We start from the raw sequence: 13,783 nt of genomic DNA, 5'->3' as shown, positions 1-13,783 counted from the left end.
GCCGGGTCTCGCTGCTCAGCTGGTCCTCCTCCGCAGGGTGCCGGCCGCCAGCGCGAGGGCGAGCACGGCGGCGCCGGCCACGATGCCGACGTCGGTCCACATCGTGCCGGTGGCCTCGGGCGAGCGTCCCACCTCCTGCAGCGCCTCGACCGCGTAGGTCAGCGGCAGGACGTCGCTGACCGCCTGCAGCCACCCGGCCATCTGGTCCCGCGGCACGAGCAGGCCGCAGAGGAAGAACTGCGGCAGCACGATCACCGGCATGAACTGCACGGCCTGGAACTCGCTCCGGGCGAAGGCGCTGGCCAGCAGTCCCAGCGCCACCCCGAGCGCGGCGTCGACGACGGCGATGAGCACGACGAGGGCCAGGGACCCGGCGACCTCGAGGTCGTAGAGCGTCGTCGCCACGGTGACGGTGACCACTGCCTGCACCGCGGCGGCGAGACCGAACGCAGTGCCGTAGCCGGCGAGCAGGTCCAGGCGCGACAGCGGCGTGGTGAGCAGCCGCTCGAGGGTGCCGGAGGTGCGCTCCCTCAGCATCGCGATGCTGGTCACCAGGAACATCACCACGAACGGGAAGATCCCGAGCATGGTCAGCCCGACCCGGTCGAACGTGCTGGGCTGCCCCGGTGCGGTGGGGACGTCCTGCCACACCAGGTAGAGCAGCCCCAGCAGCAGGCTGGGCAGCAGGACCATCATCGCGACGGTGCGGTGGTCGTGGCGGAGCTGCCGCAGGACGCGCCCGGTGGTGGCGGCGGTCAGCGCGGGGCTCATCGCGGTGCTCATGCCGCCACCTGCTCCCGGACGAGCCGGAGGAAGGCTTCCTCGAGGTCGGCGGTCCCGGTGTCGGCGCGCAGCCGGGCCGGCGTGGTGTCGGCCAGCAGTTCGCCCTCGCGCAGCAGCAGGAGCCGGTCGCAGCGGCTGGCCTCGTCCATGACGTGGCTGGAGACGACCAGGGTCGTGCCGGCGGCGGCCAGGGCGGCGAACCGCTCCCACAGCTCGACCCGGAGCACCGGGTCGAGCCCGACGGTCGGCTCGTCGAGCACCAGCAGTTCCGGCTCGCCGACGAGCGCGCACGCCAGCGAGGCGCGGCCACGCTGGCCGCCCGACAGGTCGCCGACGAGCTGGCCGGCGGCGTCGGCGAGGCCGACGTCGGCGATGGCGGCGTCGGCCACCCGGGTGCCGCGGCCGTAGAGGGCGGCGAAGTAGTGGGCGTTCTCGCGCACGGTCAGGTCGGCGTAGACGCTGGGCGCCTGGGTCACGTAGCCGACCCGTCGGCGCAGGCCGGCGGCGCCCGCCGGTTCGCCGAGCACGGTGACCTCGCCGGAGCGCACCTTCTGCACGCCGACCAGGGCCCGCATCAGCGTGCTCTTCCCGCTGCCGCTGGGACCGAGCAGCCCGGTCACCTGACCGGGCGGGACGGTGAAACCGAGCCCGTGCAGCACGCGGCGTGGTCCCCGGTCGACCACGAGATCCCGGACGACGACGGCGTCCATGACGACTCCTCGGAACTCAACGAGTGATGAACTCAACGCTAGATGAGTTGTCGAGGGCGCGTCAATGGGCTTCCTCGCGCGGCAGGCATGATCGGCGGCATGCCCCCGCCCGTCCTGATCACCGATCCGCAGGACCCGCGGGTGGCCGACTTCCGCGACCTCAAGGCGGGAGACCGGCCGGCGGGTGCGCCACCCGGCGTCTCGCCGGTCATCGTGGAGGGCACGGCGGCGATCGAGCGGTTGCTGCTCTCGCCCTACCGGGTGCGGGCGGTGTTCGGGGTGCCGGGCCGGGTGGAGGCACTCGGGGTGCCCGCCGACGCCCCCGTCTACGTCGCCGACAAGTGGGTGCTCTCGGAGGTCATCGGCTTCCGGCTGACCCGGGGCGCGCTGGCATCGGCCGACCGACTGCCCGCTGCGGACCTCGGGGGGCTGCTCCGCGGCCCCGACCCGGCGGCTCCGCGCCGCCTGGCGATCCTCGAGGCCCTCAACGACCACGAGAACCTCGGGTCGATCGCCCGTTCAGCGGTCGCGCTGGGCGTGGACGGGCTGCTGCTGGACCCGCGCTGCGCCGATCCGCTCTACCGGCGGTCGGTGCGGGTCTCGATGGGCCACGTGCTGACGTTGCCGTTCGCCGTGCTGCCCGACTGGCCCGGCGGCCTGGACCGGCTGCATGACGCCGGCTACCTCACCGTCGCGCTCACCCCTGCCGACGACGCGGTCGACCTGGCCGACGTCGATCCGCGCGCGCACCCGCGCACCGCGGTGCTGCTGGGCGCCGAGGGCCCCGGGCTGACCCCGGAGGCGCAACGGGCCGCACGGGTTCGCGCGCGCATCCCCATGCGCTCCGGGGTGGACTCACTCGGCGTGGCGGCCGCGGCCGCGGTCGCCTTCGCCGCCCTCCGTTAGAAGCGGAGGCTGAACCGCGCGAGGAGTTCCCGGGCCTGCTCGGCGTGGGCCGGGGCGCACATGACGTCGTAGCGGGCGGCGACGATCCGGCTGGTGCTGGTGAAGTCGCGCTTGCCCTGGGTGGCCGCGTAGCCCATCCAGCCGAACAGTGCGCCGAAGACGAGACCGATGAGCAGGCCGGCGAGCACGGAGCCGATCCACCCTGCACCGTCGGGGGCGAAGATGCCCAGGAGCAACCCGACGAACAGGCCCCACCAGGCGCCGCCGGCCGCCCCGGCGCCGATCGCCCGTCCGGTGGTCAGCCGGCCGAGCACCTTCTCGACCTGACGCAGGTCCGAGCCGATGATCGTCACGTTCTCGACGGGGAACTTCTCGTCGGAGAGGTGGTCGACGGCGGCCTGCGCACGCTCGTAGCTGTCGTAGGAACCGACCTGGACGCCGCCCAGCGGCATCGACACGGAAGCACTCATACCGGGGCAACGACCCATCCGAACAGCGTGTTCCACTCAGACGAGGCTGTCGGCCCAGGCCTGGTGCAACGCGGCGAAGCGGCCGGCTCCGGCCACGAGTTCGGTGGGGGTGCCGTCCTCGACGATCCGCCCCGCCTCCATCACGAGCACCCGGCCGGCGATCTCCACGGTGGACAGCCGGTGGGCGATGATCAGCGCCGTCCGGTCGGCGAGCAGGGTCCGCAGCGCGTGCTGCACCAGGCGCTCGCTCGGCACGTCCAGGGAGCTGGTGGCCTCGTCGAGGACCAGCACGGCGGGGTCGGCGAGGAAGGCGCGCGCGAAGCTCACGAGCTGCCGCTGCCCGGCGGACAACCGCCCGCCGCGCTTGTCCACCTCGGTGTCGTAGCCCTCGGGCAGGTCGGCGATGAAGGAGTGCGCCCCGATCGCCCGGGCGGCGCCCTCGATCTGCTCGCGGGTGGCCCCCGGGCGGCCGAAGGCGATGTTGTCGGCGACCGTGCCGGAGAACAGGAAGCTCTCCTGGGTCACCATCACCACGGCGCGTCGCAGGTCCCCGTCGGACAGCCGGTGCAGCGGGACGCCGTCCAGCCGCACCTCGCCGCTGACGGGGTCGTAGAACCGCGCGACCAGCCGGGCCAGCGTCGACTTGCCCGCACCGGTCGTGCCCACCAGGGCGACGGTCTGGCCGGGCGGCACGGTCAGCGTGAGCTCGGGCAGCACGGTGCTGTCGGTGTAGCCGAAGCCCACCCGGTCGAGGACCACCTCGCCGACGGCGGCCGGGAGCGGCACCGGGTCGGCCGGTTCCGGCACGGTGGGCCGCTCCTCGAGGACGCCGGAGAGCTTCTCGAGTGCGGCCGTGGCCGACTGGTAGCTGTTGTAGAACATCGCGATGTCCTGCAACGGGTCGAAGAACCGCCGCAGGTAGAGCAGGAAGGACACCAGCGTCCCGACGGCCAGCGCGCCGTCCAGGACCCGCAGCGCGCCGTAACCGAGGACGGCGACCGTGGTCAGGTTCCCGATCAGCGTCACGGCCGGCACGAAGACGGCGATCAGCCAGAACGCCCGGTGGTGCGCCTGGCGGTTGTCGTCGTTGAGCGCGGCGTACAGCTGGTCGTTGCGCGGCTCGCGGCGGAAGGCCTGCACCGCCCGGACGCCGCCGAAGGTCTCGGTGAACTGGACGATGAGGGCGGCGATCGTCTCGCGGGTGCGCCGGTAGGCGACGGTGCTGTTGCGCTGGAACCACCGGGCGACCAGGAACAGCGCGGGGAACCCCAGCAGGGCGACGAAGCCCAGCGGCGGGTCGAGCACGACCAGCACGACGCCGATGGTCAGCACGCTGAACAGCGCGGTGACCAGGTTGTCCAGGCCCTCGTCGAGCAGCTCGGCCAGCGCCTCGACGTCGCTGGTCAGCCGGCTGATCGTCTTGCCGGAGGTGTACCGCTCGTGGAAGGACAGCGGCAGCTTCTGCACGTGGGTGAACACCCGCCGGCGCAGGGTCAGCAGCATCGCCTGGCCCACCCGGCCCGACCGGGTCAGGAAGACGAACCGCAGCGCGGTGTCCAGCCCCGCCGCGGCCAGCATCGCCGTGCTGATCCACACCAGCGGCCAGGGGTCTCCGTCCATGAGCGCGGGGACGGCGACGTCGATGCCCACGCCGATGAGCAGCGGGCCGGCCAGCCAGGCGGCGTTCTGCACGACGATCGTCGCCAGCAGCCACCACAGCGCCCGCCGGTGCGGCCGCAGCAGCTCGCCGAGCAGCCGCCGGGATCGGTCGCGCAGGAAGATCCCGGCGCCCGTGGGCAGGTCGTCGGAGTCCTCCGTGGCGACGCCGCGCCAGCTCTGGTCGGGCAGGTCCTGGTCCGCGGTCATGGTCGCGCCTCCACCAGGTCGCTCTCCTGCGCCAGCAGGTCCCGGTAGGCCGGCACCTCGGCGAGCAGCTCCGAGTGCGTGCCCATTGCGGCGATCCGCCCGCCCGCCAGCAGCGCCACCCGGTCGGCCAGCAGGACGGTGGAGGGCCGGTGCGCGACGACCAGGGCGGTGGTCCCGGCCAGCACGTCGCGCAGGGCCCGCTCGACGAGGGCCTCGGTGTGCACGTCGAGTGCGGACAGGGGGTCGTCGAGGACCAGCACCGAGGGGCGGCCCAGGACGGCCCGCGCCAGCGCCAGCCGCTGCCGCTGCCCGCCGGACAGCGACAGGCCCTGCTCGCCGATGCGGGTGTCGAGCCCCCAGGGCAGGTCGTGCACGAAGTCGGCCTGCGCCGTGCGCAGTGCCTCGGCGACGTCGGCGTCGGTCGCGTCGGGGCGGCCCAGCGTCAGGTTCTCCCGGACGCTCATCGAGAACAGCGTCGCCTCCTCGAAGGCGACCGCGACGATCCCGCGCAGCTGGGCCAGCGGCAGGTCGCGCACGTCGACGCCGTCGAGGGTGACCCGGCCGGCGGTCACGTCGTGCAGCCGCCCGACCAGCGAGGTGAGGGTCGTCTTCCCCGATCCGGTGGCGCCGACCAGCGCGACGGTCTCACCGGGGGCGAGCTCGAGGTCGACGCCCTCGAGCACCGGGGTGGACGAGCCGGGATGGGTGAAGCCCACGTCCTCGAAGCGGAGCCGGGCGGGGGAGCCGATCGGCCGCGGCCCAACGCCGGGACGGTCGGTGACGGTGAGCGGCTCGTCGAGCAGTTCGCCGATGCGCTCGCACGCGCTGGCGGTCTCCTGGGCGAAGGCGAACAGGAAGCCCAGCGACAGGATCGGCCACAGCAGCACGGTGAACAGGGCGACGAACGCCACCAGCCCGCCGATGGTCAGGGCGCCGCCGCTCACCGCGAACGCGCCGCCCACCAGGATGACCGCGAGGGTCACCTGCGGGTGCAGCTCGAAGACGCACCACAGCAGGGCGAGCGTGCGCACCTTGTCCAGCTCCAGCCGGCGCAGGTGACGCGCCTTGGCGTCGTAGCGGCCGAACACCAGCCCGCTGCGGCCGAGCGACTTCACCACCCGGATGCCCTGCACGGCCTCCTCGACGTCGGTCGCGAGCTCGCCCTGCTGGTCCTGCACCCGGCGGGACTGCAGGTTGTAGCGCTTCTCCCAGCGCAGCGCCAGGACGGTCAGCGGAAGCGTGGTGAGCAGGACGGCGACGCCGAGCGGCCAGTAGGTGAGCAGCAGCAGCACCGAGACCACCGCGCAGGTGATCAGGTTGACGATGAGGAAGACCGCGGCGAACCCCACGAACCGGCGGACGGTGGACATGTCGCTGGTCGCGCGGGACAGCAGCTGGCCCGAGGCCCAGCGGTCGTGGAAGGCGACCGGCAGTCGCTGCAGCCGCTGGTAGAGGGCGTCGCGCAGGTCGCGCTCGATCTGCAGGCAGCTGCGGTTCATGGCCCAGCGGCGGACGAAGAACAGCACCGCCTCCGCGATCCCGAAGGCCAGCGCCAGGCCCAGGAGCGGCCACAGCCCGGCGCGGTCGCCGTCGGCGATCGGTCCGTCGACGACGGCCGCGGTGATCAGCGGGACGGCCAGTTGCGTCAGCGTGGCCAGGAGCGCGGCACCGAAGGTCAGCGCGACCAGCCGGCGGTAGGGCCGGATGTAGGGCAGGAGCAGGCGCAGCGCGGACAACCCGGTCCGGTCGGCGTGCGGGGTGTCGCGGGCGTCGTCCATGGCGGATCGAGGCTAGGCCGGGCCTCCGACAGGAGCGACCGACTTATCGGGTCAGCGGTTGCGCCGGACCCCGAAGACGATGTCCTCCCACGCCGGGATGCGCGCGCGCGGATCGTCGGAGTCGAGGTCCTCGCCGGGGCGGCCGAGCACCACGGTGTCGTGGTCGGCGATCTCGTCGAGGAAGGTCTCCATCGAGCGGTGGTCGTCGGGGGAGCCGCTGGCCGGGTGCACGTCGCGCACGGGGAAATCGTCCTCGGCGGCGTCGGGCGGGGGAACGCTGTCGTCGCGCAGCACCGAGACGGGCCGGGCGGCGGGCACCGGCGCCGGCGGCGGCGGCGGCGGGCCGGTGGGCACGTCGGGGACGACGCGCACCAGCCGGGTGCCCTCGGCGAAGTCCGTGGTCGCCGCGTCGAGCGGCGCCACGGTGCGCGAGGGGAGGTCGAAGGTCCAGCGAGCGGTGCCGGACTTCTCGCCGGCCCGCCACTCACCGGTGACCACCCAGGCGCCGGTGTCGCTGCGGTAGGCGTCCCAGGCCACCGCCTCGACGGCGGTGTCGATCAGCCGGAGCCGCTCGGTCATGAACTGCTGCAGCGTCGTCCCGGGCGTGCTGTCGGTGAGCCGGACCCGGGCCTCCCGGGCCTGCTCGGCGATCCGCTCGCGCTCCTGCAGCACCGGGTGGGCGAAACGCATGATCCGCTCCACCCGCGCCCCCGTGGCGGCGGCGACCTGCTCCGGGGTCTCGCCGGCGCGGATGCGTGACTGGATCACCCGCGGGGGCAGTTCGGTGCCCAGGTCGACGTCGATCTGGGTGAGCCGGCGGGAGTCCCCCCGGGCGGCGGCGCGCACCCGGTCGTCGACGGGGAGTGCGAACTTCTCCTCGCCGTCCTCGGTGTCGGCGACCAGCAGCAGGCTCGATCCGTCGTCGGAGAGACCCACGAGGCGCAGCGTGCGCACGGGCGACCTCCTGGAGACATGAGCGGTCCGGAGAGAGACCGGAGCCCGAGGCTATCGGCGCGCCGCCGCGGCGCGCCGCAGGCTCGCCCGACGCGGCGCGTCCTCGTTCCCCCGGACGGGGGGTGCGACATCCGGCGTCGCGTGTCGATGACATCAGGGACACCTCCCGGAAACGGGCACGCGGCACCGTGGGCCGCGGGCGCTGGGACGGGAGGTGCGGCTGGGAAACGACGACGACGGCGCGCAGCCGGTTCCTCGCCGCGAGGGCCGGACCGGGCCCGCGGCGTGGAATCCTGCCGCTCGCGTTCCGCTCCCCGGGACGGAACTACGAGAGCCGAGGAGGTGCGATGGCCAGCCCCGTGACCGACCTGGTGCCCGCCACGTCCGCGCGGCTCGACGCCCGGCCGGCCCTGGTGCAGATCGCCGGGGCCGTGGGCGCCTGGTGCCCCGCGGTGTCCCCCGACGGGCGGTGCGTCGCCTACGTCACCGACCGGTCGGGCATCCCGCGGCTGGAGGTCGCCTCGGTCGACGGTGCGCAGGTGCCGGTGGTCCTGTCCCAGCCGGACCAGGAGGTGGTCTCGGTCGCCTGGTCGCCGGACGGCGCCTGGCTGGCCTACCTCGTCAGCCCCGGCGGGTCGATCTGCGCCGAGCTGCACGTGGTGCGTCCCGACGGCAGCGAGGCACGCCTCGTGGCCGGGCACGATCCTCGCGCGACGGTCTTCGCCGGTGGCTGGACCGGCCCCGGCTCCTACGTCTGCTCGATCGCGCCCGGGAACGGGCCGGACGCCGACGTCGTCCTCGTCGACGTCGCGACCGGCGGGTGCCGGACGCTGGCGCGCGGGGGCTTCCTCTCGGTCTGCGCGGTGTCGGCGGACGGGCGCACAGTCCTGGCCCGTCGTGGCCCTCGCGGGTACCGGCACGTCGTCGCCGTGGACGTGGCCACCGGGACCCAGCGCCCGGTGCTGGCACCCGACGCCCCCGGCGGCGTGGCCTCCGAGGACGGCCGGTTCGCCCACGACGAGCGGGCGGTCTACCTGCGCGCCTCGCTGCCCGGGCCGCTGTTCGCCGATCGCGCCGGGCTGGTCGAGGTGCCGATCGGTCCGGACGGGCCCACCGGTCGCGGCCGGACCGTCCTCTCCCGCGCCGACGCCGATCTCGACGGCTACGCCCTCCGCGCCGACGGGACGGTGCTCGCCGTCTGGAACGTGGGCGGCGTCAGCGAACTCGTCGTGCACGCGCTCTCCGACGGGTCGCCGGTGCGCTCGATCCCGCTGCCCGACGCGGTGCTGCCCGGATGGTCGCTCACCCCCGACGGCAGCACCGTGATCGCCGAGCTCACCGGCCCCACCACCCCGCGCTCGCTGTGGCGGCTGTCGCTGGACGGCGGAGCGGCCGCGCCGCTGCCGAGCGCCGGCGCCCGCCCCCGTCGGGCCGGTCTGGTGACGCCGGAGCGGTACGACTACCGGGCCCCGGACGGGATGCCGCTGTCGGGCTGGCTGTACACCCCGCGCGGCGCGCAGGCACCCAACCGCACGGTCGTCAGCTTCCACGGCGGTCCCGAGGGGCAGGAACGCCCGGTCTTCAACCCGCTGGCGCAGTGCCTGGTCGCCGCCGGGCTGACCGTCTTCGCGCCGAACGTGCGGGGTTCGGGTGGCTTCGGCCGCGCGTTCATGACCGCCGACGACGGCGCCGCCCGCGAGGCGTCCTTCGAGGACGTGCGGACGACGGTCGACGAGCTGGTCACCGCGGGCATCGCGGTGCCCGGCCGGATCGGCGCGCACGGCTGGTCCTACGGCGGCTACCTCGCCCTCGTCGCGCTCACCCGCTGGCCGGACCTCTTCGCCGCCGGTGCCACCCTGGCCGGCATGAGCGACCTCCGAACGTTCTTCGCCGGCACCGAGCCGTGGATGGCGGCGGCCTCGGTCACCGAGTACGGCGACCCGGTCGCGGACCGCGAGATGCTCGCGGCGATCTCGCCCATCACGGCGCTGGACCGGGTCACCTCGCCGTTGCTGCTGGCCCACGGGGACCGCGACACGAACGTGCCGGTGGCCGAGTCGGTGCAGGCGCACCAGGAGCTCGCCGCCCTCGGTTCCCCCTGCGAGCTGCTCCTGCTCCCGGGCGAGGGCCACACGATCGTCGGCCGCGACCACCTCGTCGAGCTCAGCGAGCGGGTCACCGCCTGGTTCGACCGCTGGCTGTGAGCGGAGGCCTGTTCGCCGGCTATCCCGCGCCCACCGCCGACGAGGCGGTGACCGGGGACGGCCGCCTGCGCCCTGACTACGCGGTCCTGGAACCGGTCCTGGCGGAGCTGGGTGCTGCCGGGCTCGGTGCCGCGGCGCAGACGATCGGCGAGCTGCGGGCGGCCCGCGGCGCCACGCTGGGCAGGTGGCGCGACGGCCGTCACGAGCGGCACCCGGTGCCGCTCGACCCGCTGCCGCGGCTGATCCCCGCCGACCAGTGGCGGCTGCTCGCGGCCGGGGTCGAGCAGCGTCACCGGGCCCTGATCGCCTTCCTCGCCGACGCCTACCGGGCGGCCGGCCGTCGTCGCGGCGATCGCGACCGGGCGCCGGAGATCGTCCGCGCCGGCGTGCTGCCCGAGTGGGCGGTGGCGCACAACCCCGCGCGGAGCCCCTCGGCGGTCGGACAGGCGTGGCCGGGGCAACCCCGAGCGACCGTCGCCGCCTTCGACCTCGTGCGCACCGCCGACGGCGGGTGGACGGTGACCGGCGACGACCTCTGCGCGCCGGCCGGTCTCGGCTTCGCCCTGGAGGAACGCCTCGCCCTGCGCGCCGCCGTCCCGGAGCTCTTCCGTGCCGGTGACCCCGGCGATCCGGGTGCGGCTCTGCCGCTGCTGCGCACGGCCCTGGCCGGGGCGGCACCACCCGCGTCCCCGGGGCCGCCGCGGATCGCCGTCCTCACCGCGGGGGAGAGCGAGAGCTCCTGGTTCGAGCACGCCGTGCTGGCCGAGGCGCTCGGCGTCCCGCTGGCGCGGGCCGGGGACCTCTGGCCGCGGGCCGACGGCGGACTGGAGGTGACGGTGGACGGGAACCGGACGCCGGTCGACGTCCTCTACCGGCGTTTCGACGAGGCGATCCTGCCCGCGTACCGCACCGCCGTCGGGCATCCCCTCGACCTGCAGCTGACCGAGGCGGTCCGGGCCGGGCGCCTGGGGCTGGTGAACGTGCCCGGCAACGGGCTGGCCGACGACTCGGCCACCTTCGCGTGGGTGCCGGCCATGATCGGCTTCTACCTGGGCGAGGCGCCCCTGCTCGCCTCGCCGCCCACGTGGGTGCTGGCCGACCCCGGCCGGCTCGCCGAGGCCCTGGACCGGCTGGATCGGCTGGTGGTCGAGGAGGTCGCGGGGTACGGCGGCGTCGGAGCCGTCGACGGGCGCACCTGCGGTGCCGGGGAGCTGGCCGATCTGCGGGCGGCGATCGAGGCGGCGCCGCACCGCTTCGTCGCCACGGAGCCGGTCGACGAGGCGACGCTGCCGGCGCTCGTGGACGGCGCCCTGCGGCCCCGGTCCGCCCGGCTGCGGATCTTCTCGGTCGCCGCGGGCGAGGGGACGACCGCGCTCCGGGCGCCGTGGACCCGGGTGGACCTCGGTGGTCCGGTGGGGGGGAGCAAGGACACCTGGCTCCTGGCCTGACGGATCAGACCGCGGCACCGGCCAGTCGGGCGCGGATGACCACCGTCGTCCCCTCGGGGCTGGGCGTGGCGGTGACGTCGGCGAAGGCGCTGATCAGCGTCGAGCCGCGACCGCGGTCCATGCTCGGCACCCGCTCCCGCCACTGGCCGTAGTCGCGCACCGTGATCTCCACCCGGCCTCCGCCCACGACGGCGGACACGTCGAAGTACGGCTGGGTGGGGTCCTGGGCGTGCTCCATGGCGTTCGTCGCCGCCTCGCAGGCGGCGAGCAGGAGGTCGTAGGCCTGGTCCTCGGCGGCACCCGCATCCGCCAGCCAGGCGCGCAGCCCGCGGCGCAGCACCGGGATGGACGACGCGGTCGACGGCAGCCGCCACTCGGCGACCGGCGCGGCGGCCGGATCCTGGGGTCGCCGTGGCTGCGGCGGTCCCGGCCGGGCACCGGCGGGTGGCCGGGACGCGGGGACCGGCGCGACGACGATGCATGCGGCGACCCGCCGGACGGCGGCTCGGCCGGGCCGTCGGCGACCGGGCCGTCGGCGACGGGGGCGGCGGCCGCACGGTCCGCGGCGCGCTCGAGGGCGACCCGCACGCGGGCGATGAGCTCGTCGGCCCGGAACGGCTTGGCGAGGTAGTCGTCGGCTCCGGCCTCGAGCCCCTCGACCGACGCCTCCTGGCCCGCGCGGGCGGTCAGCATGATGACCGGGATCCGGCGGGTGACCGGGTCCGCGCGGAGGGCGCGCAGCAGCTCGAAGCCGTCGACGCGGGGCATCATCACGTCGGTCAGGACGATGTCGGGCCGCCGCTCGGCGACCGCCTCCAGCGCCTCGGCGCCGTTCGCCGTCGTCCGCACCGTCCAGTGCGGCCCGAGCAGGCGGGTGAGGTAGGCCCGCATGTCGGCGTTGTCGTCGACGACGAGGACGTCCCGTGCCGGGGACGCGGACGCTGTGGCCCGCCCCGGGCGGGTGGTGTCCTCCTCCCAGCTCGCCGCCTCGCCCCGGGCGGCGGCCGACGGCGTCGCCGCCTGCCGGTCGGCGTCGTCGGCGTCCGGGACGCCGTAGGGCAGCGCGACGGTGAAGGTGCTCCCCACCCCGGCCTCGCTGGTCACCGACACGGCGCCCCCGTGCAGCGCGGCGAGCTCGTGCACGAGCGCCAGGCCGATACCGGTGCCCTCCCGGGTGCGGGCGGCGGCGCCGGGCACCCGGTGGAACCGCTCGAACAGGTGCGGCAGCTCGTCGGCGACGATCCCGACGCCCGTGTCGGCGACGGCGAGCCGGAAGCCCGCGTCGTCGGCCCGCAGGGAGACGTCGATCCCACCGACGAACGTGTACTTGACCGCGTTGGCCAGCAGATTGACGACGATCTTCTCCCACATGCGCGGGTCGACGTGGGCGGTCCGGTCCAGGGGAGGGCAGTCGACGGTGAGCCGCAGGCCCGCGCGCTCGGCGGCCGCCCGGAAGATCCCCGCGAGCTCCGCGGTGAAGGTGGCGACGTCGGTGCGCACCCGCACCGGGTTGGCCCGGCCGGCCTCGATGCTGGCGAAGTCGAGGAGGTCGTTGACCAGTCGCTGCAGCCGCTCGCCGTTGCGCAGCGCCAGGTCGAGTTCCTCCCGGGCGCCGGCGGGCACGGGGGCGGTGGTGTCGGCCAGGACGTCCGCGAGCGGGCCCAGGAGCAGGGTCAGCGGCGTGCGCAGCTCGTGGCTGACGTCGGAGAAGAAGGTCGTCTTCGCCCGGTCGAGCTCGGCGAGCGACTCCGCGCGCTGCCGCTCGGCCGCGAAGGCCCGGATGGTGGCGATGGCGGAGGCGAACTGGCCCGCCACGAGCTGGTGGAAGCTCCGGTACTCGACGTCCAGGGCGAGGTTGGGGCTCGTGCCGAGCAGCAGGACCCCCATCGGCTCGCCGTCGCGGGCGGTGGTCAGCGGCAGGACGACGGCGTCGGTGACCTGGTCGCCGAACGGGCCGCCGGACGCCCCCAGTCGCCCGGCGACCGCGGCGAGGTCGGCCTCGGAGCCGGTGCTGCCCGGGAGGAGGTCGGGGTGGCAGCCCACGGTCGCGACCCTGGTGAAGGCGGACTCCCCGGGGGTGGAGAGGTAGACCGCGGCGAACGGGACGTCGAGCTCACCGTCCAGCGCGGCGCACATCGCCTCGACCGACGACCGCTCGTCGCCCAGGTGACCGCCGACGGTGGAGAGCGTGTGCAGCAGGCGCTGCCGGCGGGCGCCGATCACGCGCCCGGTCACCTCGGTGCAGACGCAGTGCATCCCCGCCACCCCGCCGTCGTCGTCGAACGCCGGCGCGTGCGAGACGGTGAAGTAGGTCTCCTCGCGGTAGCCGGACCGCTCGAGCGGCAGGAGCAGTTCGGGCAGCCAGGAGGCCTCGAGGGTGGTCATCGCGTGCTCGATCGGAGGCTGCAGTGCTGCCCAGCTCTCGGCCTGGGTGACGCGGATGTCCCGGCCCATGGCGGCGGGGTGCTTCCCGCCGATCAGCGGGATGTAGGCGTCGTTGTAGAACTGCAGGAACTCCGGTCCCCAGGTCAGCACCATGGGGAAGCGGGACACGAGGACGGTGCGGACGGCGTGCCGGAAGCTCGCCGACCAGCTCTCGACCGGGCCGACCGACGTGGTCGACCAGTCGAAGGCGGCCATGAGCCGACCCATCTGGCCGCCGGC

At 74.9% G+C, this 13,783-nt stretch carries 10 protein-coding genes and 1 pseudogene; 3 read left to right on the top strand and 8 right to left on the bottom strand.

Going from position 1 to position 13,783, the window contains the following annotated elements:
• Nucleotides 1–15: 15 nt before the first annotated feature.
• Both BN344_RS06305 and BN344_RS06300 read right to left on the bottom strand, forming a co-directional pair.
• On the bottom strand, nucleotides 16–783 hold the full coding sequence (locus BN344_RS06305) for an ABC transporter permease (protein ID WP_197022243.1): 768 nt from the start codon (nucleotides 781–783) through the stop codon (nucleotides 16–18).
• Nucleotides 780–1,493, bottom strand: a complete 714-nt coding sequence (locus BN344_RS06300) for an ABC transporter ATP-binding protein (protein ID WP_040337395.1) — start codon at nucleotides 1,491–1,493, stop codon at nucleotides 780–782. The genes BN344_RS06305 and BN344_RS06300 overlap by 4 nt, the downstream gene beginning before the upstream one ends.
• A gap of 99 nt (nucleotides 1,494–1,592) precedes the next feature.
• On the opposite strand from BN344_RS06300, the gene BN344_RS06295 reads away from it, so the two are divergent.
• Nucleotides 1,593–2,399 carry a TrmH family RNA methyltransferase gene (locus tag BN344_RS06295; protein ID WP_040338045.1) on the top strand — a complete coding sequence of 269 codons (807 nt, stop codon included), beginning with the start codon at nucleotides 1,593–1,595 and terminating at the stop codon, nucleotides 2,397–2,399.
• Here the strand turns inward: BN344_RS06295 and BN344_RS06290 are convergent.
• From BN344_RS06290 to sepH, 4 genes are read right to left on the bottom strand one after another with little or no spacing between them, the layout of a single operon-like run.
• Nucleotides 2,396–2,851, bottom strand: coding sequence for a YflT domain-containing protein (locus BN344_RS06290; protein WP_231486629.1), 456 nt, complete (start codon nucleotides 2,849–2,851; stop codon nucleotides 2,396–2,398). The two genes, BN344_RS06295 and BN344_RS06290, sit on opposite strands and share 4 nt — an antisense overlap.
• Nucleotides 2,852–2,905: 54 nt before the next feature.
• Nucleotides 2,906–4,735 carry an ABC transporter ATP-binding protein gene (locus BN344_RS06285; protein ID WP_040337393.1) on the bottom strand — a complete coding sequence of 610 codons (1,830 nt, stop codon included), beginning with the start codon at nucleotides 4,733–4,735 and terminating at the stop codon, nucleotides 2,906–2,908.
• The gene (locus BN344_RS06280) at nucleotides 4,732–6,513 is read right to left on the bottom strand and encodes an ABC transporter ATP-binding protein (RefSeq protein WP_040337392.1); all 1,782 of its coding nucleotides are present in this window, start codon (nucleotides 6,511–6,513) and stop codon (nucleotides 4,732–4,734) included. The genes BN344_RS06285 and BN344_RS06280 overlap by 4 nt, the downstream gene beginning before the upstream one ends.
• A 51-nt stretch (nucleotides 6,514–6,564) precedes the next feature.
• Entirely contained in the window at nucleotides 6,565–7,467 is a 903-nt protein-coding gene (sepH, locus tag BN344_RS06275; RefSeq protein ID WP_040337391.1) for a septation protein SepH, read from the bottom strand.
• Between the two features lie 347 nt (nucleotides 7,468–7,814).
• Here sepH and BN344_RS06270 point away from each other — a divergent pair, with 347 nt between their 5' ends.
• Both BN344_RS06270 and BN344_RS06265 read left to right on the top strand, forming a co-directional pair.
• On the top strand, nucleotides 7,815–9,671 hold the full coding sequence (locus BN344_RS06270; protein ID WP_051515589.1) for a S9 family peptidase: 1,857 nt from the start codon (nucleotides 7,815–7,817) through the stop codon (nucleotides 9,669–9,671).
• A complete protein-coding gene (locus tag BN344_RS06265; protein WP_040337390.1) occupies nucleotides 9,668–11,119 on the top strand; it encodes a circularly permuted type 2 ATP-grasp protein in 1,452 nt (483 codons plus the stop codon). Before BN344_RS06270 ends, BN344_RS06265 begins: the two co-directional genes overlap by 4 nt.
• A 4-nt stretch (nucleotides 11,120–11,123) precedes the next feature.
• Here the strand turns inward: BN344_RS06265 and BN344_RS20630 are convergent, their stop codons facing one another.
• Nucleotides 11,124–11,459, bottom strand: coding sequence for an ATP-binding protein (locus BN344_RS20630; RefSeq protein WP_231486531.1), 336 nt, complete (start codon nucleotides 11,457–11,459; stop codon nucleotides 11,124–11,126).
• A 302-nt stretch (nucleotides 11,460–11,761) separates the two neighbouring features.
• A pseudogene (locus BN344_RS20625) lies at nucleotides 11,762–13,006 on the bottom strand (hybrid sensor histidine kinase/response regulator); the annotation flags it as partial.
• Between the last annotated feature and the right edge of the window lie 777 nt (nucleotides 13,007–13,783).

It is taken from the genome of Candidatus Blastococcus massiliensis AP3, assembly GCF_000582785.1.
GTDB classification, from domain to species: domain Bacteria; phylum Actinomycetota; class Actinomycetes; order Mycobacteriales; family Geodermatophilaceae; genus Blastococcus; species Blastococcus massiliensis.
The sequence above is the reverse complement of the archived record's forward strand: the minus strand, read 5'-3'. Positions and strand labels throughout refer to the sequence as shown.